The following is a 19,204-nucleotide window of genomic DNA, read 5'->3' on the forward strand; positions in this document are numbered from 1 at the left end:
CATTTTGCGTAACGGTCGCTGCGAATGGCCCGCACACCGCCCAGCTCTGGAGCCTCGCAATGCCAGAACAGGTCAAACTGCCCCGAAAATTGTCGCAAGAGCCCGGCGGTCCGCCGTCGCTGCGGCCGAGCCACCGGCGGGTCATCGAGGAGCTCGACCGCTGGGCCAACAGCCCCGGCCTGCAGCCGCCGAGTGACGGAGAAAAACAAGCCGACGACAAGCGCCGGCGCAAGTAAGCGTGCCGCTGATGGACCCGCATCGCCGAGGATGCGGGCCCAGGGGTGCCGTCTTCGATCAGTTGAACGGCACGCGCGCCCTGGCCGAGAACGTCCAGATCCGGGCCGTGCCGCCGAGCCCGCCATACTCCGCGCCGAGGCCGAGCATCATGCCGCCCGCGAGCCTCGCGTTCAGCCCGCCGGTGACGCGGGCCGACCAGCCCTCCAGCACCAGCGTCGGGTTGACCGGGATGCCGTTCACGGCCAATGCCGCAGCATCGTCCCTGCTGAAGTAGTAGTCGCCATAGACGCCGAGATAGGGCGAGACCACCGCGGCGTCGGTCGTTGCCAGCGGATAGCTCAGCTTGACGCCGCCGGATGCGCGGCCGGTGACGAAGTCCCGCGCGGTCTGCAGCGTGCCGAGCGTGTCGACATAGGCGTTCTCATGCTCCCACAGCGTGTAGAGGCGCGCGGAGGGCTCGATCAGCAGGTTGCTCATCTTGTAATTGCCGGTCAGCCCGGTCGCGAACATCCAGCGGTCGCCATTGAAACTGCCCTGCGCTGTTCCGGCCACGCCATTGTAGCCGATCTGCGAGAAGGTCACGGCGGCGTCGTAACGCAGCGTCGGCGTGATCATCCAGCCGAGATAGCTGCCTGCGGTCCAGCCGTCACCGGTGAGCTTTCCGTTGATGTCCTGGGCCGTGTAGTTGAACGTCTCATAGCCGGCGACCGCGCCGACCAGGAGGTTCGGCATCGCCCGGTAGGTCAGTCCCATCAGGGCGTTGAGCTGGTTGCCGTAGACCGACGAACCTGTTGTCCCGACGCCCGGCGAGGTCGGCGACGACCAGCGGTCGATGCCGCTGCCCCTGACATCGATCCAGAACAGCCAGTCGCGCGGGTCACGGTTGATCGTCGTCTGGGTTTTGGGCGCCGCCTTGGTCGGCAGCTGCCGATCGATTGCCGCAAACGCATTGTCGATTCGCGAATTGCCGCCGCCGCGCGGGCCCGAACTGCGATCCGAGGCGTAGGCACCACGATTCCCGGTGTCCGCCTGCGCCGCGCCGTCTGACGGATCGGCTGCAAAGTTGAAGCGCATCCCGGCGCCGCCTGGCGTCATGAAGCTGCCGCCTTCGCTGAACCCTTCCGAGATCGCGTTGTCGATCGCGCCCGAGATCGCCTGGCCGGAGTTCTGCGCCACCAGCTTGGTGATGTCGATCTGCAATGCCCGCAGCTTCACGCTGTCGGCCGGGACGTTCACGCTCTGCGCCAGCGCCGGCGAGGTGCTGGCGTTGAAGGCGCCGCTGCCGGCATAGCTCGCCGTGATGGTGTGGCTGCCGATCTTGAGCGTCGAGCTCGAGAAGCTCGCCGTGCCTGCCGCGAGCATCACGGTGCGGATCGGCGATCCATTGTCGCTGAAGGTCACTGTGCCGGTCGGCGTGCCGGCTGAGGCGGTGACGTTCGCGGTGAAGGTCACCGATTGGCCAAAACTGCTCGGATTCTGCGACGAGGTCAGCGCGGTCTGGGTTGCCGTTGCGGCTGCAAAGGTGAAGCGGTCTGCCGCTGATGTCGCTGATGTCCCGGCTGCCGTCGTCACCGTGATATCCACCGTTCCCGTTCCCGCCGGCGAGGTCGCCGTGATCTGGGTGCTGGAATTGACGGTGAAGCTGGTTGCAGGGGTTGCGCCGAACGTCACGGCCGTCGCAGCGGTCAAACCTGTGCCTGTGATGATGACCGTCGTCCCGCCGCTGGTCGGGCCTGTGGTCGGCGAGATCGACGTTACCGTCGGCGCGGACGCGACATAGGTGTATTGATCCACGGGAGACGTAGAAGATGTCCCTGACGGGTTGGTCACGGTGACATCGACCGTGCCGGTACCCGCCGGTGCGACGGCGGTGATCTGCTCGTTCGAATCGATCGTGAAGCTCGTTGCACTGGTGGCGCCGAAGTGCACGGCGGTGGCGGTGTTGAAGCTGCCGCCCGCGATGACAACGGTGGTGCCGCCCGCCGCGGGCCCCGTCGTCGGGGAGATCGAGACCACCGCCGGTGGCGAGCTAGCCGCGGCGACCTGGCTGAACAGTGCGGCGGCGATCAGGGCGAGGGCGCATCCGGTGCGTCGCGCGATCGCCGTCAGTCTCGTGCAGAAGTCGGGTGCAAGACGCGAGGCGGCGGAGCGGAAACGAGTCCGCGAGAAATTTGCGATCGGCAACAAGGTAACCCCCGTCGCGCCGGCCCCGCTGCGGAATCGGCGCACATTCAAAAAATACGGGTTTGTTGTAGTACACGGCTCGCGCGGCACGCCGCGGAATCTCCGTACGCATCGGCTTTTGTAACGCGGCGTTGCTGGGCTGCTACGTCATTGCACGATTTGAGAAGCCGTTAGCGCACGATATTGCTGCGAGCAGGCCGTCATTCGCGTTCAGCGCACGCAAAGTGGGTCGTTGATAACGCACCCGTCTCATGAGGTGCTTGCTGCCGGATCGCGGCGGCTACGGCCGCAGGGCCGTCGCAATCAGCGCGGTCGAGGGGATAGCGAAGGTGTCTCCGATCCGCCCGCGCGCGATCTCGCTCCGGAAGGCCCGCGCAACCGTGGCGCTCTGCTCTGCATCGAGCCCGCTCCAATGCGGCATGAACTCGAACAGTTTGTCGACGTCGGCAGGATTGGCGACATGGAGCTTGAAGTCGTGGGTAATCTCGGCGACGACAGGATCGCGGAAGCCGGCCGCGATGACCGCAGCGCTGAGGCGGCCGGGATTGGCGAGCTCGGCGAGGCCCGTGCACGGCATCGGCGTGACGTTATCGGGGTAGAGCCGCCGGATGATCTGCGAGAGCAGCAGATACACGGCGGCGCCGTCGGCGCTCTTCCAGACCGCAATCGCCGCCGATCCGCCTGGCCGCGTCACCCGCGCCATCTCGCGCAGCCCGGCGCGCCAGTCCGGAAACAGCATCACGCCGAACACCGACACCGCCGCATCGAAGGCGGCATCCGGCAAGTCGAGCGCCTGGCCGTCCATCTGCCGTGCCTTGATATTCGCCACATCATGCGCGCGAACCCGTGCCACCATGCCGGCCGAGAAGTCGATCGCGGTGACGTCAGCACCCCTGCGCGCGGCCGCAAGCGCCGCGGCACCGGTGCCGGTGGCGACGTCGAGCACTTTCGACGACGGGCCGATCGGGAGCATCGCGACCGCGGCCTCGGCGAAGTGTGTCGTGAACGGCTGCGACTGCGCCTCGTAGGTCGCGACCATCTTGTCCCAGTGCGCGGGGTCATTGAACGGAAGCGGCTTCGCCTGGTCACTTGGCTGCATGAATCTGGTCCTCGAGACTTTGCTTGTATTTGGCGAGCCGGCGCTTGAAATCCTTCGCGAGCGCGTCGAGCGTCACCGCGCCGAGCCGCTTCAGGAAGAGGGCCTCGACCTCGCGAAACGTGCCTGACAGCGCGTCGTTGACGGCCTGTTCGACCAGGCAGCCGGGATTTTCCGACCGATGGCCCATCGCGACGATCGTGGGCGCGCCGACTGCGCGATAGATGTCGGCAAGCGTGATGTCGGCCGGATCGCGCGCCAGCGTCCAGCCGCCGCCATGGCCCTTCTCCGAACGGACCAGACGCTGCTCGCGCAGGCCCGCCATCACGCGACGCACGACCACCGGGTTGGTGGCCATCGCGTGCGCAAGTTGCTCCGACGTGACAGGCTCACCCGCTCCGATCATGTGGAGCAGGCCATGCAGGACACCAGACAATCGGCTATCGCGTATCATGTAACTTCATATGTTACATGATGAGCTGGACGTCAAGAGGGGGATGGCCGGGCGCATTGTCGTTGCTCGGCGCCCACCTCCCCTTGAAAAGGGGAGGCCGCTTTGCTCGTGAGAGCAAAGCGGGTGGGGATCTGCTCTCTCCATAAACACCGGCGTCTGCGGCTGGCCCCATCCCGACCTTCCGCCGTTCAGGGGAAGGAGAAGAGATCAGGACCTCCCCCTTCAATCGGGATTTGCGTGCCGGATTTGGCGACGCCGCGCGTTTAATCCCCATCGGGGTTTTTGGCGGGGGCGGTATCGTGGGCAGTGTGGCTGTTGATCGGATGTTGCTGGATGCGGCGGCGCATTATGGCGCGGGCCGCGCGACGGAGGCCGGCAAATTGTGCGGCGATATCCTCACCGCCGATCCCGACCATGTTCCGGCGCTGCATCTGTCTGCCGTCATCGCCTTCGTGACCGACCGCGCCGCCGAAGGCGCGGTGCTGCTGAACCGGGTGTTCAGCCTCGATCCGCATCACGGACCGGCGTTCGCCACGCTCGGCGATGCGCTCGCCGTGAAGGGCGAGCACGAGGGCGCGGTGGCGGCGTTCCAGCGCGGCATCACATTGCGGCCGAAGGATGCCGGCCTGCACATCAAGCTCGGCGTTGCGCTGTGCGAGCTGTCTCGCTTCGACGAGGCCGAGGCGGCGTTTCGCCGTGCGATCGCCCTCGATGGCGGCCTGACGCGGGCGCGGTTCAACCTCGCCGTCGCGCTGGCCGGGCAGCAGCGGCCGGTCGAGGCCGAGCAGGCCTATCGCGAGGTGATCGCGCGCGATCCGGCCTATCGCGGCGTCTGGCTCAACCTTGGCAATGCGTTGACCGATCAGAAAAAGCACGACGCCGCCGCCACCGCCTATCGCCGCGGGCTCGGCGCGGATCCCGATCATCCCGGGCTGCATAGCGGCCTTGGCGCGGCCCTCTACCGCCTGGGCCGGCTGGAGGACGCGGTCCTGCACTATCGCCGCGCGATCGCGCTCGATCCCGACAATTTCGCGCCGCGGCGTCTGCTGGCCATGGTGCTGCACGAACTGGGCGAGCGCGAGGAGGCGGTCCGCATCTATCGGCAGGTCTCGGCTCGCGATCCGTCCGATCACGTCATTCTCAACAATCTCGGTGCCTGCCTGTTCGAGCTCGGACAGGTCGACGACGCCATCGCCTGCGCCGAGCTGGCGCTGGCGCTCAAGCCCGACTATGCCGCCGCGCACACCAATCTTGGAATCATCTTCGAGACGCAGAACCTGGTCGAGGCGGCGGTCGCCGCGCATCGGCGGGCCATCGCGCTCGAACCCAATTACGCCAAGGGCCACGCCAATCTTGCGGTCGCGCTGCGCAATGCCGGCGAGATCGACGCGGCGCTGGTGGCCTCGCGCCGCGCCATCGCACTCGATCCCGAACAGCCGCTGGCGCATTACAACCACGCGCATTTCCTCCTGATGAACGGCGAGTTCGAGGAAGGTTTTGAAGAATATCAATGGCGCCGCAAGACCAAGATGCTCAGGGAAGGCGATCCCGTGTTCGACGAGCCGGAATGGCAGGGTGAGCCGCTGGCGGGACGCACGCTGCTGTTGTTTGCCGAATACGGGCTCGGCGACGCCATCAATTTCGTCCGCTACGTACCGATGCTGGCGGGCAAAGGCGGCCGGATCATTCTGCAAGTGCAGCCGGCGCTGGTCTCGCTGCTGCGGCCGATGCTGCCCGACGTCGCGGTGTTCGCCCGCGGCGAGCCGTTGCCGCCGTTCGACCTGCAACTGCCGTTGCTGAGCCTGCCGCGGATCTTCCGCACCACCGTCGAGACTATTCCATCGGCGGCCTCCTACCTGCAGGCGGACGCCACCAAGCTCGCGCGCTGGCGCGAGGCGCTCGCCGGCGTGTCCGTGCTGAAGGTCGGCGTGGTCTGGGCCGGCAACGCCAGGCACAAGGGCGACCGCCAGCGCTCGCTGCCGGCCGATGCCATGCTGCCGCGGCTGGTCACGTCTGGCGTGCAGCTCTACAGCCTGCAGAAGGAGCCGCGGCCGGACGATGCCCCGGTGCTGCGGCGTCTCGGTGCTGATGTTGTCGACCTCGCGCCGACGCTCGGCGATTTCGCCGACACCGCAGCGGCCGTTTGCGCGCTCGATCTCGTCATCGCCGTCGACACCTCGGTGGCGCATCTTGCCGGCGCGCTGGGCCGCCCGGTCTGGATGCTGTGCCCCTATGCGCTCGACTGGCGCTGGCTGCGCGATCGCGCCGACACGCCCTGGTATCCGACCATGCGGTTGTTCCGCCAGGATAAGCCGCAGGCCTGGGAGGGCGTGCTGACGCGGATGTCCGACGAGCTTGCACGCGTCGCACGAGGGGAGCGGGACTTGCTGCTGCCGCAGGCGGCACACGGCTGACGACCAGCCGAGCCTTCCGGCCAGTCACCCCGCGCTCATTCCCTGTGCGCCGCCGAGCAGCTTGGCGTTGAGCCGGCCGCCATCGAACAGCATTTCGGTCACCGCGCCGTCGACGTCGGAGACGGTGACCTGTCCGCCGCCGCTGCTGACGATGCTGGCCTGGGCGAGACGGCGCATCAGCTCCTTGATGAAGGCGGCGCTGACGCCCTCGGTGCGCCGCACGGCCTCGTCGATGACGGGCTGTTCGAGCGGCAGGCCCTTGCCATAGAGCCGGATCAGCTTGCCGCGTCCGGTCTCGTCGGGCAGCGGCACCTCGATCGCCTGGTCGATACGGCCGGGCCGGCCGGCCAGCGCGCTCTCCAGCTCTTCGGGCCGGTTGGAGGTCAGCACGAACAGGATGTCGCAATCCTCCTTCAGGCCGTCCATCTCGTTGAGCAGCTTGTTGAGCAGGGATTCCTCGCACGGCCCGCCCATGTCCTCGCGGTCGCGCGCGATCAGGTCGACATCCTCGATCACGACCATGGTCGGCTGCAGCAGGCGGGCAAGGTTCATATAGGCGCCGAGCAGGCCGACCTGTTCGGCGGTGATGATCAGCGTGGTGTGATCAGGCAGGTTGGTGGCGAGATAGCGAATGGTGTGGGTCTTGCCGGTGCCGGCGGGCCATAGAGCAGGATGCCCTTGCGGGTCGACTGGCCGAGCTTGCGCAGCAGGTCGCGGCTTTCGACAAAGCCGAGCACGTTGCGATCGAGCAGCCGCAGTGTCCGTTCCGGCAGGATCACGTCATCCCGGGCGACGGTCGGCAGGCGGTGCACGGTCACGCCGCGGGCGCGGCCGCGATAGTCAGCGGCATCCTCCAGTGACAGGATCTTTCCGCGATAGGATCGTGCCGCACGCACGGCAGCTTCCAGGTCGGCAAAGGTCCGCTGCACCAGGGCGTTTCCAGCGGCGCCCGCGGGCACCGCAAGCTCGATCCGCAAGCCCGGCTCGCTCTGATAATCGCGATGGTAGCTGAGCAGCACCGCGTAGCGCAGCTCTTCGGTCTGGCACAGCCACAAGCCATTGGTGAGGCATTTCACCGGCTCGGACTCGCCGACGTCGACGTCGTGATACTGCGGCGGGGCGATCGCTGGTGCGTTGCGGCTGTTCTCCATCAGCGCGGCGAAGGCCAGGGTCTCGTAGCGGTGTTCCTCATGAAGGCCGAAGAAATGGATCGGCGCGTCGAACAGCCTGTCGATCGCGATCTGAACATCAGCACGCATGTGACCGGGAAACTGCCGCGACCGGGTCAGGATCTGGTTGCGCGGCACTCCGGCAAAATGCCAATCGAGGGCTATAAAGGCATATCTGAACTCCTCGCCCGGCAGTTTTTCCGAGCTGGCCCTGGCGGCGAGCAAGCAGTTGCTGCACAGGCAGATCGTCTTGCGGACGAGAAAGACATCAGTCACGGGTTCCAGTGAGCCACAGAGGTTGCATGGCCGAGCCGCGTCGGCGGCCTCCGTCGTGATCGTTAACGGATAGCCATTGCTGCGGATCAGTTGCTGCGCGGACTCCAGCAGGGCTTGGGCCACAGGTGCTGGATAGGGACCGCATGCGATTCCGTTCAGGGTCTCGATCCGTGCGGTAGCGGCAACCGCCTCTTTCCGGGATTTGCCGAATACCGTGCGCAGCAGGTCGCGCATGAATTCTATCGGTGTCTCGCTGTCGTCGTGAATGAAGAGCCTGATCGGGCCGTTCTCGGCAAAGACGTCGTGCATGGCCACCTCGAAACGTAATCGGAAACAATAAGAACAAAATAAGAACATCATGACCGCCGGCCTGCGTCAAGCGAAAGATCCTGTCACCTCAGCCCTGGCGTGTGGTGCGCCGATCGATCGGTTCGACCGGGAACGCGTCGCATGCGTAAACGCCGCTCAACACCTGTGACGATCGTGTTGCGGCAAATGCCAAGAGATGGTCGTCGCAGCAGCAAACTTCCGACACATCATCAAGGCGAAAAGGGGCGATCCGACATGGCGCGAGCGCGAGAGCAGAGTCCTCCCGGGGGATCTGCGGTCGCGCAATTATTTTAATAAGAGGCCCTCGTGTCGCACAAACTTCGCTTTGCGATCCTTCTCGTCCTCACCCTGTTCGTCTCGCCCGCGCTGGCGCAGCCCGCCGCCAAGCCGGCGCCGCCGCAGCCCAGTACCAGCGACGCATTGACGCCGGAGCAGGCCAAGCGCGCGCTCGAGACGCTGCAGGACGACAAGAAGCGCGGCGAGATCATCAACACGCTGCGCGCCATCGCCAATGCCTCGCCGCAGGCGGCCGCGCAGCCGGCGCCCGAGCAGCATTCGCCGATCCCGCTCAGCGCGGACAGCCTCGGCGCGCAGCTTCTGCTGATGGTCTCGGAGCAGGTCGGCGAGATGTCGCGCGAGGTCGCCGACGTCGCGCGCACGCTGACGCATTTCCCGGCGTTCTATTACTGGTTCCTGCGCACCGCCAATGATCCGGCAGCCTATGGCCTCATGATCGACATCGCCTGGAAGCTGGCGCTGGTGCTCGGCTGCGCGCTCGCTGCCGAATGGGTGGTGTTCCGCCTGATCAAGCGGCCGGTCGCGTTCCTCGAAGCGCGGCTGCCGCAGACCGCGCGCGTGCCGGTGCAGGCGCTCGCCAGCGCCGATCCGCCGTCGTCGGTTGCCGACGTCACGCCGGAGGGCGATCTGCATCGCCGCCGGCTCAGCCTGGCACGGGCCTGGCAGTCGCTGGTCCGGCTGCCTTTCGTGCTCGGGCGCCTCGTGCTCGAGCTGCTGCCGGTGGTCGTGTTTCTCAGCGTGGCCGCCGCGCTGCTCAGCACTGAGATCGGCAATCAGTCGACCACGCGGCTCGTGATCCTCGCGGTGATCAACGCCTATGCCTTCTCGCGCGCGCTGATCTGTGCGGTGCGCGCGCTGGCCGGCCCGTTCGGCCTGGTCCGCGTCCGTGCCGAGACCGCGGCCTATATCGAGATATGGGCGCGGCGCATCGTCGCCGTCGGGGTCTCGGGGATCTGCTTGGCCAATGTCGCATTGCTGCTCGGGCTGTCCCACGCCGGCTACGCCGCGCTGCTCCGGCTTGTGATGCTGGTGGTGCACCTCTTCATCGTCGTCATCATCCTGCAATGCCGCCGCCAGGTCGCCGACGTCATCCGCGCGCCGGCCGATCGCACCGGCCTTGCGGCACGGACGCGCAATCGTCTCGCTTCGCTGTGGCATGTGCTGGCGATCGCGCTCGATCTCGCGCTGTGGGCGGTGTGGGCGCTGAACATCCGCAACGGCTATTCGCTGCTGCTGCAATATTTCGTCGGCACCGTCGCGGTGCTGCTGGTCACCCGGCTCGTCACCATGGTGGTGCTGAGCCTGATCGACCGCGGCTTCCGCATCAGCCCGGATTTGATGCAGCGCTTCCCGGGACTCGAGACCCGCGCCAACCGCTATCTGCCGCTGCTGCGCAAGGTGGTCACGGCGGTGATCGCTCTGGTCGGCTTCGTCGCGCTGCTCGAGGTCTGGGGCGTCGACGCCATCGTCTGGTTCTATGGCGGCCAGATCGGCTCTCGGCTGATCTCGGCGCTGGTGACGATCGGCATCGCCGCGCTCGCCGCGGCCGTGATCTGGGAAGTCGCCAATGCGCTGATGGACCGGCAGATCGACACGCTGTCGCGCGAGGGGCATTTCGCCCGCGCCGCGCGCCTGCGCACCTTCCAGCCGATGCTGCGCACCGCGCTGTTCTGCATCATCGTCGCGGTGGTCGGGCTCACCGCGCTCAGCGAGATCGGCGTCAATGTCGCGCCGCTGCTCGCCGGCGCCGGCATCGTCGGCATCGCGATCGGCTTCGGTTCGCAGAAGCTGGTGCAGGATCTGATCACCGGGCTGTTCCTGCTGCTCGAGAACACCGTGCAGGTCGGCGACACCGTCACGGTGTCGGGCCTGTCGGGCGTGGTCGAGAACGTCTCGATCCGCACCATGCGGCTGCGCGCCGGCGACGGCTCGGTGCATATCGTGCCGTTCAGCGCGGTGACGACGATCACCAATGCCAGCCGCGGCGCCGGCAATGCCGCGGTCAGCGTCAACGTGTCCTACAAGGAGGACACCGACCGCGCCGGCGAGGTGCTGAAGGACATCGTTTCCGGGATGCGCCAGGAGACGGCGTATCGCGCGCTGATCCGCGGCGATCTCGAATTGTGGGGCGTCGACAAGGTCGACGGCTCGGTCGTGACCATCGTCGGCCAGATCCGCTGTACCGACGGCGGCCGCTGGTCAGTGCAGCGCGAGTTCAACCGCCGCATGAAGCGGCGCTTCCAGGAGGAAGGCATCGAGATCGCCTCGATGGGCCAGACCATCCTGATGCAGCTTCCCGCGCCGACGGAGCCGGATTCCAACAAGCTGCCACGTCGCGCTGCGGGCTGATCTCTTTATCTTGCTCCACCTCTCCCGCTTGCGGGGGAGGTCGGATCGCATCGCAGATGCGATCCGGGTGGGGGCTCTTTCCACGATGTGACTCGCTGAGATACCCCCGCCCCAACCCTCCCCCGCGAGCGGGAGAGGGAGCACAGTCCATTGGCGGCGGGCCGCTCCAGCTCGATCCCAGCTCGCCGTAACTGCTGAGCGTGTTGCGCGTCTCATCGTTGCGACACCGTCTCGCGACGGTGAGACGGCAAGGGCCTCGCTGGGCCCGGGGCATGGCTTGCACTTGGCCGAAAACGCCGCCTTTCTCCTCCTCTCCTGCGATTTCCGCGCTGGCACAGCGCTTGCTCAACGCATTTTCGAATGCGCGGCAAGACGCATTGCATGACTGAATCACAAGCGAAGGAAGGAAACGCACATGGAGCTTGGCTACTTCACCATGCCCTCGCACCCGCCGGAGTGCGGATTGAAGGAGGGCCACGACTGGGACCTGCAGACGCTGCGCTGGCTCGATGAGCTCGGCTATCAGGAAGCCTGGATCGGCGAGCATCACACCGCGCCGTGGGAGCCGCATCCGTCGCCCGACCTGTTGGTCGCGCAGGCGCTGCTGCAGACCAAGAACATCCGTATCGGGCCCGGCGGCTTCCTGCTGCCGTATCATCACCCGGCGGAGCTCGCGAACCGTGTCGCGATGCTCGACCATCTCTCGAATGGGCGGCTCAATTTCGGCGTCGCGGCTTCGGGCCTGCCGAGCGATTGGGCGATGTTCAACGTCGACGGCATGTCGGGCCAGAACCGCGACATGACCCGCGAGGCGCTCGAGATCATCCTGAAGATGTGGTCAGAGCCCGGACCCTGGACCCACAAGGGCAAGTATTGGACGGTGTCGAAGCCGGACACGATGTTCGACTTCCTCAAGCCGCACATCAAGCCGTTACAGGGCCCGCATCCGCCGATCGGCGTCGCCGGCCTGTCGAAGAATTCCGACACGCTCAAGCTCGCAGGCGAACGCGGCTTCATCCCGATGAGCCTCAATCTCAACCCGGCCTATGTCGGCAGCCACTGGGACTCGGTGGAGGCCGGCGCGGCCAAGACCGGCCGCAAGCCGAGCCGCAAGGATTGGCGGCTGGTGCGCGAGGTGTTCGTGGCTGATACCGATGAGGAGGCGTGGAGGCTGTCGACCGGCGACATGATGGGCCGGATGATGGGCGAGTATTTCCTGCCGCTGCTCGGCCATTTCGGCTTCAAGGACTATCTGAAGCACGCCCCCGACGTGCCCGACAGCGACGTCACCGTCGAATATTGCGCACGCCGGAATTGGATCGTCGGTTCGCCCGCGACCGTCACCGAGAAGATCGAGAAGATCTACCGGGAGGTCGGCGGCTTCGGCGTGCTCTGCGTGTTCGGCTTCGACTACAAGCACAAGCCGGAGGCCTGGCGGCACTCGCTGGACCTGCTCAAGAACGAGGTGATGCCGCGGCTCAAGCACCTCGGTGCCGAGTTCGAGAAGGCTGCATGACAGATAGGCAGGGTGCGGGGCTTGCCTCGCACCCTGTCTCGCATATCTTTGAGGGAACTATTCCGGTTCAGGGTCAGGGCATGACGGTCGACGCACAGAGTTTCAAGCAGGCAATGCGGCATTGCGCGGGCGCGGTGGCGCTGGTGACGGTCGGCCGCGAGCCGGGACAGCGCACCGGCCTGACGGTGACCTCGGCCTGCTCGCTGTCGGACAATCCGCCCTCGGTGCTGGTCTGCGTTAACCGTAATGCCAGCGCGCATGAGCGCATCCGCGCCGAGCGGCATTTCGTCATCAACTTCCTGAACGAGGACCACGCGCTGCTGGCGCTGACCTTCTCCGGCCAGAAGGGCGTCAACGGCGACGACCGCTTTGGCTTCGGCCGCTGGACCACCGGCGCGACCGGCGCCCCGGTGCTGGAGGATGCCGTCGCGGCGTTTGATTGCGTCTTGGCGCAGGAGCTCGAGACCAAGACCCATTCGATCTTCATCGGCGAAGTCCAGCATGTCCGCGCCGTGACCACGGTCGATCCGCTGATCTATCTGCGCTCTGGCTTCCAGAGCGTGCGCAACATCCATGATCCGGTCGTGCTTGGCGACATCGATGCGCGGCGCGTCAGCTGGAACGAGTTTTCCTGAAGCGGCGACGGGCGGCACGCCTCTCCGAGTCAATCAGCACTGCTGACCAATCCTGATCAATTTTGACGAACGCGCCATCAACGCGAGCGGCATGATATAACTGCCGTCGCGTATGCAGGAGCGATCGATACGGCGGCGCGAGTTCTTCAACTCTCCTCGTCAGCCGGATGTCTGCGCGATCTCGCTTTGCGAGCCCGCAACGTTCGTCGATATGTCGATCAATCGCTGCGCCCATCGTGCTTGCCGCCAGCAAGCTTGAACCACAAGCGCGTCCCGAGATCGCCAAATCTCTGGTCATCGACAAGGGAGACCAAATCATGAAGATCGTTGTGATCGGCGGCACCGGACTGATCGGCTCCAGGACCGTTGCCATTCTGCGTCAACGCGGCCACGACGTTGTCGCCGCTTCGCCCAAGAGCGGCGTCAACACCATCACCGGCGAGGGGTTGAAGGAGGCACTGGCCGGCGCGGCCGTCGTGATCGACCTGGCCAACTCGCCATCATTCGAGGACAAGGCGGTGATGGCGTTCTTCGAGACTTCCGGGCGCAACCTTCTGGCGGCGGAGGCGCCGGCCGGCGTTAAGCACCATGTCGCGCTCTCGATCGTCGGAACCGACCGCACGCCCGAGAACGGATACTTCCGCGCCAAGGTCGCCCAGGAGAAATTGATCGAGGCGTCCGGCATCCCCTACACCATCATCCGCGCGACGCAGTTCATGGAATTCGTCGGAGCCATCGCCGATGCGGGTGCAGTTGGAAACACCATCAGGCTCTCGCCCGGTCTGTTCCAGCCGATCGCGGCGGAGGATGTGTCCGCCCTTGTGGCCGATGTGGCGCTCGAGCCGCCGCGCAACGGCATCGTCGAGATCGCCGGTCCCGACCGCGCGCCGTTCAACGAGATCGTGGCCCGCTACCTGAAGGCAAAAGGCGACCCGCGTCAGGTGGTGAAGGACCCCGACGCCTTGTACTGGGGCGGCCGGGTCGAGGAGCACTCGCTGGTGCCATTGGGCGAGGCGCGCCTCGGCCGCATCGATCTGAACGAATGGCTGCGCCGCTCGCGGCCGGCAGCCTGATGGCAGTTTCTATTTGAGCCACACCAGCAGCGGAACGGGCGCGCGGCCCTCGCAGGATAGCGTGCCCTCGTAATTGTGCGTCTTGCGGGCGCTGTAGGTGCAGGGCGCGCCGTCCAGCACCAGTTCGGCCGTTACCTGCGAATCCGCACCCGTGAATTGCAGCCGGATCTCGCCGGCGCGTTCCTCGGGTCCATCCTGGACGCAAATTCCGACATGCTTCATCTTCAGCGGTCCGGAGAACTGCTTGCGCGTGTCCGGTCCGCTTTCGGTGAGATGCCCGGTCAGCTCCCATTCGCCGAGCACGCCGGCCTGGCCGAGGATCTCCATCGCACCGAGCCGCGGCACGTGGCAAAGACAGAGCGCAACGGCGCCGAGCAGCGCCGCTCCCCCGTTGCGCGATGTCGTGAGCCGCATCACAGCTTGCTTCCGGTTGTCTGGCGCAATTCGATCAGCTCCGGCCTCGACAGATCCGCATCCGCAGTAAGCCGGGCGATCTGATCAGCGCATTCCCGGGTCTTGGCCTGATCACCGGACGCCTTGGCGCTCTTGATCATCCCGAGATAGGCCGCTAGCCGATTGGGCTCCTTCTTGAGCACGGCCTCGTAGGCGGCGAGCGCGTCGGCGGCCTTGCCGCGATCGAGCAGCATGGCGGCGTAGAGCTCGCGCGCCGGCGCCAGCGGTCCCGGGGTGACGGGATGCTTCTCGGTCTTGTCTTCCGCCTCCGCGGCGGCATTCATCGCGCCGAGCGCCTGGTCGAATTTGCCTTCGGCATATAGCACCCAGGCGCTCGCGATCTGCTGCTGGATGTCGACGATGTTGGACCAGTAGGCGTCCTTCGCGTCCTTCAACTTGTCGCGCAGCTCGGCGAGCTTGGCGATATCGGCCTTGGCGGCAGCCGGGTCACCGGAGCGCGCGGCGCCGACCGCCCGCGCAAAATAGGTGATGGCATCCGCGTAGGCGTACTTGGTCGGACGGACCTGAAGCGCAGCAGCTTCCTTCCAGTCGCCGCGCTCGAACACATAGCGGGCCTGGCTTGCCGCGACTGCGTAAGGCCCGGCGAACCGATCCTGTTTGAACGCGAGCTTGCCGAGCTCGTCGACCACCGCGTGCGCCTCCTTGTCCTGGCCCAGCTGCAGATATGCGTAGACCAGGTAGTCCATCGCGTGCGCCTGATCCTGCTGTTCGCCATCTTCCTTGGCGATGCGCGCGGATTCCTTGTTCGAGGCGATCGATTCCTTCCAGTAGCCGACGCGCGTGAAGATGTGCGACGGCATGTGCTGGGCATGCGGCGCGCGTTCGGCGATCTTGGCATAGCGCATCGCGGCGGGGAGGCCCTTCTCCGCGAGCGCCGGGTAATCGTAGAGATGGATCAGATAGTGGGCGATGCCCGGATGCTCGGGCTGCCGCTTGAAGATCGGCTCGAGCAGCGCCGCGCCCTTGAGCTGGTTGGCGTAGGTCTTGTCGCTCGGGGACGCTGCGACGTTCAGCGTGATCGCATAGGCGATCTGCGCCTCGTCATCGTCGGCATAGTGCGTCGCGACCTGCTCTTCAGCCGCGAGGAATCGCTGCACGCGGGTGCGGTGATCGACCTTGTCGTAGTCGACATACATCGCGGCGATCGCATCGATGTATTCGCGCTCGCGCGGAGTGTTCGCACCCAGCGCCTGGCCCTTCTTCACGGCTTCGAGGCCGAGCGGGAGGTTCTCCGGCGGCGGCGGGCCGTGCGGATTGTAGAGATAGCTGAGCGCGATCCCCCAATAGGCGATGGCGCATTGCGGGTCGGCCTCGAGGACTTCCTCGAAGGTGCGCCGCGATGCGCTGTACCAGAACGAATGCTGATACAGCATGCCGCGGTCGAACAGTTCCTGCGCTTCCGGTTTGCAGGATGTCGCAAAATGGACTTTGCCCAATCGTTGTTCAGTAGAATCCGAAGCAGCAGGTTGCGAAATGGTCGCGGCAATGAGGCCAACGACCACAGCGAGGGGAAACCGTGTCATGGGACCCGCTCCGTGGCGTTGAATGAAAGGTGTAGGATAGCACCGTTCCCGCGCGGCCGGAACAGGAGGTGCTGTTCTGGTCTAGCTGTCCAGCTCGATCCCTAACGCCTTGATCTTCCGGTACAACGTCGCGCGGCTGAGCCCCAGCACCTTGGCAGCGTCCGTCACTCTTCCGTCATTGGCGCGCAATGCTTCGACGATCGCGGCGCGCTCGCTCGCTGCGTGATCGGCTTCCACATGGCGCGTGCCGAACGGTGGCAAATCGAGGTCGGCCTCGGTGATGACGCCGCCCTCGGCGGTGGCGCCTGCGAGCCGCAACACGTGACGGAGCTGGCGCATGTTGCCGGGGAACGGATAGGCCATCAGCTGCATCCAGGCATCCGGCGCGATGCGGCATTGCGGCGCTTCCTCGTCGGCGATCTGCGCGATGATGTCCCTGCGATCGGCGCGTTCGCGCAAGGCGGGCAGCCGGATCTCCATGCCGCGCAGCCGATAGTACAGGTCGGAGCGGAAGCTGCCATCCTCCGCCATCCGCGCCAGGTCGCGATGGGTGGCGCTGATCAGGCGGATGTCGACGGCGACCGGCTTCAGCGCACCGAGCGGCCAGACCTCGCGATTCTCAAGCACGCGGAGCAGCCGCGTTTGCAGCGAAAGCGGCATGTCGCCGATCTCGTCGAGGAATAGCGTGCCGCCGCTGGCCTGCACGATCAGCCCCTTCGATCCCTCGCGCCGCGCGCCGGTGAAGGCGCCGGCCTCGTAGCCGAACAGCTCGGCGTCGATCAGGCTCTCCGGCATCGCCGCGCAGTTCAGCGCGACATAGTTGCGGCCGGAGCGATTGCTGGCCGCGTGGATCGCGCGCGCGAACACGTCCTTGCCGGCGCCGGTCTCGCCCCGCAGCAGGATCGGCAGATCGAGATTGCCGACCGTCATCAGCCGCTTCACGCCCTTGATCAGAGCGGGATCGCGGCCCGCGAGCCGCTGCAGGCCTGAAAACTGTCCGGCCGGCGCTTCGCGCGACGGTGCCGGCAGCGGGCGGGAGACACGCGCGCGCGCCGGTGGCGCCACGCGGCCGCGCCCCCATGGCGTGCCGTCGGCCCGGCGCAGCGTGACCGGCTCGTCCGCGGAACGCGCCGCGCGATCGTCCAGTTGAATCAGGCGCGACAGGTCGATGCCGTCATCGATCATCGCGTCCGTCAGGCCGAACTCGCCGCGCGCGGTGCGGCAGGCGCCGACCACGCGGCGGTCGTCGTCATAGGCGAGCATGCCATGCCCGTCGCCTGGGAGCGTCGCGATCCATGAGGCACGGTAGCGCCGGCGAAAGAACGACTGCTCGATCCGCCGCGTCGCTTCCGCGGTGACGGCGAGCGCCAGTTCATGCGCGCTGCGGCCAAGATCGCTGCGGCACGATGAGATGTTGACGGCGCCGGCGAGCCGGCCGGCATGATCGAACAGCGGCGACACCGCGCAGGTGAACATGTGCCACTGCTCGCGGAAATGCTCGTCGCCATGCACGATGATCGGCCGCTGCTCGGCGAGCGCGGTGCCGAGCCCGTTGGTGCCCTCAAAAGTCTCGGCGAAGTTCGAGCCGGTGTAGATCTTCCATTCCAGGAACATCCGTGCGTAATCGCCCCCGGGCAGCCGGCTCACCAGCATCGTCGCGTTGGGATCGGCGAGGTTGACGCAATAGCCGGAGTCGTGGAGCAAGCGGGCGAGATCCTCGAGTTCCGGGACCGCGACCTGGATCAAATCCTCCATCGGTTCGGCGATGTGCCGGACCTCGGCTTCGGTCAGGGTCTGCGGCGGCCCGCGCCGGGCTGGATCGAGGTTGTGATTGACCACGCAGCGCCGCCAGGACGCGGCAATCCGCGCCTCGGTGTCGACGCTGGCCACCTGATTGGCCGCCGATAAAACACGGGCGACGTGATTCGAGGCCGAAAGATTGGCCATCCAGAGGTCTCCACCCCTAATTTTCCGCGAAGTCTGGCACCCCGACGGCGAATGTCAATTGGCCGACGAGGTCGCGGGGAGGGGACCTTTGGAGGGATCATTACATCGGACGCGGCTCAATCCGCCGGCCGCGCCTCGGGAAATTTCCAGCTGCCATTCAGAACGTCGGAGCGCGGTTGAAACAGCCGCACCGTGTAATTCCACCCCTGCGTGATCGGCAGGCAGTTGGCGATCTTGCCATCGCAGCCGCCGAACTGGATGGTGACCGCGCCATCGGCGGCCTTCCTGGCGGTCACGCTGTTCACCACGTAGCTGTTGGTCGGGTTCGGCTGCAAATAGCCGTCACTGTTGTAGACCGTGAGCGACCAGAAACCATCGACCGGAACATTCTTCACCGTCAGCGTGTGGACCGTGCTGCCGTCGTTGCGCGCCGGCGTGATCGGGAGATAAAGCGCATCCTTCTCGGGATTGCCGCCCCACAGCATGGCGCTGCCGATCAGGTGCTTCACTGGGTCGACCTGCTGCGCGTCGGCGCCGAACATGCGCCCCGTATCGGAGACCGTGGTGCCGAGCTGCAGCAGCGCTGCCTTGACCTTGTTGAGGCTGGCTTCATCCCAGTTCGGAATATCGAACGTGCCGGCGCGTTCCTGCTTCGATGCAATCGCGTCCTGCAAGGCGTGAACCTGCCGGATCTCGTCGCTGTCGGAGAAATCGACCAGGAAGCGGACCACCGCAATGGCATAGCGCGTGCCGATCGTCTCGCGCGTCAGGATGTGGCTGCCCGCGCCGTAATAGACGCCCGTGGTGTATTGGTCCTCATTGACGATCTGCATCGCCATGAAGCGCCTTGCGCCGGCCGGCAGCGTGATCGTCACCGGTCCGGCATCGAGATCGAAGATCGCAAACGAGTACAGCGTATCGCGGTTGGGGCGGACGATGCCTTGCTGCACCGGTGGTGCAAGCTCGCGGCCATGACGGAATTTTCCGAAGCCGCCGCCTTTGACCACGCCGGCGAAATAGACGTCGGTTTGTGCCCGCGCGTAGTTCGCGACGGTGACGGGATGCGGCGGTGGCGCCGGTGTCTGTGCCGATGCGGCCGAACTTGCGAGCGCGAATGTCATGGCTGCCAGGATGCTCGTTTTCATAGGCTCTCCCGAGGTGAGGTCCTTCATGGCCGGAGAGGTAGGCCGGCCAAATATGAAAATGAATGCCTAGGATTGGCAACAAGCC

Annotated in this window: 15 protein-coding genes; 6 read left to right on the plus strand and 9 right to left on the minus strand. The window is 66.0% G+C overall.

The genetic code is table 11. The features are described from left to right. Positions 1-59: 59 nt before the first annotated feature. Entirely contained in the window at positions 60-236 is a 177-nt protein-coding gene (locus AAFG07_RS03340; protein WP_342726009.1) for a hypothetical protein, read from the plus strand. Positions 237-294: 58 nt separating this feature from the next. On the opposite strand, the gene AAFG07_RS03345 is transcribed toward AAFG07_RS03340, so the two are convergent. From AAFG07_RS03345 to AAFG07_RS03355, 3 genes are all read right to left on the minus strand, one after another. After that, positions 295-2,421: an Ig-like domain repeat protein gene (locus tag AAFG07_RS03345; protein ID WP_342726010.1), complete on the minus strand. Its 2,127-nt coding sequence runs from the start codon at positions 2,419-2,421 to the stop codon at positions 295-297. Positions 2,422-2,701: 280 nt separating this feature from the next. Beyond that, positions 2,702-3,520 (minus strand): methyltransferase domain-containing protein, encoded by an 819-nt coding sequence (locus tag AAFG07_RS03350; RefSeq protein WP_342726011.1) that lies wholly within the window; start codon positions 3,518-3,520, stop codon positions 2,702-2,704. Continuing rightward, entirely contained in the window at positions 3,507-3,971 is a 465-nt protein-coding gene (locus tag AAFG07_RS03355) for an Rrf2 family transcriptional regulator (RefSeq protein WP_342726012.1), read from the minus strand. Before AAFG07_RS03355 ends, AAFG07_RS03350 begins: the two co-directional genes overlap by 14 nt. Positions 3,972-4,294: 323 nt before the next feature. Here AAFG07_RS03355 and AAFG07_RS03360 point away from each other — a divergent pair, with 323 nt between their 5' ends. Next, complete coding sequence (locus tag AAFG07_RS03360) at positions 4,295-6,385, plus strand: tetratricopeptide repeat protein (RefSeq protein ID WP_342729040.1); 2,091 nt, start codon at positions 4,295-4,297, stop codon at positions 6,383-6,385. Between the two features lie 24 nt (positions 6,386-6,409). Here the strand turns inward: AAFG07_RS03360 and AAFG07_RS03365 are convergent, their stop codons facing one another. Continuing rightward, positions 6,410-7,018 carry an ATP-binding protein gene (locus tag AAFG07_RS03365; RefSeq protein WP_342729041.1) on the minus strand — a complete coding sequence of 203 codons (609 nt, stop codon included), beginning with the start codon at positions 7,016-7,018 and terminating at the stop codon, positions 6,410-6,412. After that, the gene (locus AAFG07_RS03370) at positions 6,976-8,139 is read right to left on the minus strand and encodes an ATP-dependent Clp protease adaptor ClpS (RefSeq protein ID WP_342726013.1); all 1,164 of its coding nucleotides are present in this window, start codon (positions 8,137-8,139) and stop codon (positions 6,976-6,978) included. Before AAFG07_RS03370 ends, AAFG07_RS03365 begins: the two co-directional genes overlap by 43 nt. A gap of 327 nt (positions 8,140-8,466) precedes the next feature. Here AAFG07_RS03370 and AAFG07_RS03375 point away from each other — a divergent pair, with 327 nt between their 5' ends. From AAFG07_RS03375 to AAFG07_RS03390, 4 genes are all read left to right on the plus strand, one after another. Then, entirely contained in the window at positions 8,467-10,806 is a 2,340-nt protein-coding gene (locus AAFG07_RS03375) for a mechanosensitive ion channel domain-containing protein (protein WP_342726014.1), read from the plus strand. Between the two features lie 415 nt (positions 10,807-11,221). Next, positions 11,222-12,322 carry an LLM class flavin-dependent oxidoreductase gene (locus AAFG07_RS03380; protein WP_342726015.1) on the plus strand — a complete coding sequence of 367 codons (1,101 nt, stop codon included), beginning with the start codon at positions 11,222-11,224 and terminating at the stop codon, positions 12,320-12,322. A gap of 80 nt (positions 12,323-12,402) precedes the next feature. Then, complete coding sequence (locus AAFG07_RS03385) at positions 12,403-12,957, plus strand: flavin reductase family protein (RefSeq protein WP_092122778.1); 555 nt, start codon at positions 12,403-12,405, stop codon at positions 12,955-12,957. A gap of 317 nt (positions 12,958-13,274) precedes the next feature. After that, positions 13,275-14,030 carry an SDR family oxidoreductase gene (locus tag AAFG07_RS03390; RefSeq protein WP_342726016.1) on the plus strand — a complete coding sequence of 252 codons (756 nt, stop codon included), beginning with the start codon at positions 13,275-13,277 and terminating at the stop codon, positions 14,028-14,030. 9 nt (positions 14,031-14,039) lie between these two features. Here AAFG07_RS03390 and AAFG07_RS03395 read toward each other — a convergent pair whose 3' ends face one another. The 4 genes from AAFG07_RS03395 to AAFG07_RS03410 all read right to left on the minus strand — a co-directional run bounded on the left by AAFG07_RS03395 (position 14,040) and on the right by AAFG07_RS03410 (position 19,119). Then, positions 14,040-14,444, minus strand: coding sequence for a hypothetical protein (locus tag AAFG07_RS03395; protein WP_342726017.1), 405 nt, complete (start codon positions 14,442-14,444; stop codon positions 14,040-14,042). Next, a complete protein-coding gene (locus AAFG07_RS03400) occupies positions 14,444-16,027 on the minus strand; it encodes a hypothetical protein (protein ID WP_342726018.1) in 1,584 nt (527 codons plus the stop codon). The genes AAFG07_RS03395 and AAFG07_RS03400 overlap by 1 nt, the downstream gene beginning before the upstream one ends. A gap of 81 nt (positions 16,028-16,108) precedes the next feature. Then, a complete protein-coding gene (locus tag AAFG07_RS03405; protein ID WP_342726019.1) occupies positions 16,109-17,974 on the minus strand; it encodes a sigma-54-dependent Fis family transcriptional regulator in 1,866 nt (621 codons plus the stop codon). Between the two features lie 116 nt (positions 17,975-18,090). Further along, positions 18,091-19,119, minus strand: coding sequence for a DUF1254 domain-containing protein (locus tag AAFG07_RS03410; RefSeq protein WP_342726020.1), 1,029 nt, complete (start codon positions 19,117-19,119; stop codon positions 18,091-18,093). Between the last annotated feature and the right edge of the window lie 85 nt (positions 19,120-19,204).

Origin of the sequence: Bradyrhizobium sp. B097 (genome assembly GCF_038957035.1) — a bacterium.
GTDB lineage: Bacteria > Pseudomonadota > Alphaproteobacteria > Rhizobiales > Xanthobacteraceae > Bradyrhizobium.

Excerpts from the sequence above, each read along its gene's own strand:
- AAFG07_RS03390 (WP_342726016.1), top strand. The coding sequence starts at position 13,275 with ATGAAGATCGTTGTGATCGGCGGCACCGGACTGATCGGCTCCAGGACC.
- AAFG07_RS03400 (WP_342726018.1), bottom strand. The coding sequence starts at position 16,027 with ATGACACGGTTTCCCCTCGCTGTGGTCGTTGGCCTCATTGCCGCGACC.
- AAFG07_RS03380 (WP_342726015.1), top strand. The coding sequence starts at position 11,222 with ATGGAGCTTGGCTACTTCACCATGCCCTCGCACCCGCCGGAGTGCGGA.
- AAFG07_RS03395 (WP_342726017.1), bottom strand. The coding sequence starts at position 14,444 with ATGCGGCTCACGACATCGCGCAACGGGGGAGCGGCGCTGCTCGGCGCC.
- AAFG07_RS03360 (WP_342729040.1), top strand. The coding sequence starts at position 4,295 with ATGTTGCTGGATGCGGCGGCGCATTATGGCGCGGGCCGCGCGACGGAG.
- AAFG07_RS03355 (WP_342726012.1), bottom strand. The coding sequence starts at position 3,971 with ATGATACGCGATAGCCGATTGTCTGGTGTCCTGCATGGCCTGCTCCAC.
- AAFG07_RS03410 (WP_342726020.1), bottom strand. The coding sequence starts at position 19,119 with ATGAAAACGAGCATCCTGGCAGCCATGACATTCGCGCTCGCAAGTTCG.
- AAFG07_RS03340 (WP_342726009.1), top strand. The coding sequence starts at position 60 with ATGCCAGAACAGGTCAAACTGCCCCGAAAATTGTCGCAAGAGCCCGGC.
- AAFG07_RS03370 (WP_342726013.1), bottom strand. The coding sequence starts at position 8,139 with ATGCACGACGTCTTTGCCGAGAACGGCCCGATCAGGCTCTTCATTCAC.
- AAFG07_RS03350 (WP_342726011.1), bottom strand. The coding sequence starts at position 3,520 with ATGCAGCCAAGTGACCAGGCGAAGCCGCTTCCGTTCAATGACCCCGCG.
- AAFG07_RS03385 (WP_092122778.1), top strand. The coding sequence starts at position 12,403 with ATGACGGTCGACGCACAGAGTTTCAAGCAGGCAATGCGGCATTGCGCG.
- AAFG07_RS03405 (WP_342726019.1), bottom strand. The coding sequence starts at position 17,974 with ATGGCCAATCTTTCGGCCTCGAATCACGTCGCCCGTGTTTTATCGGCG.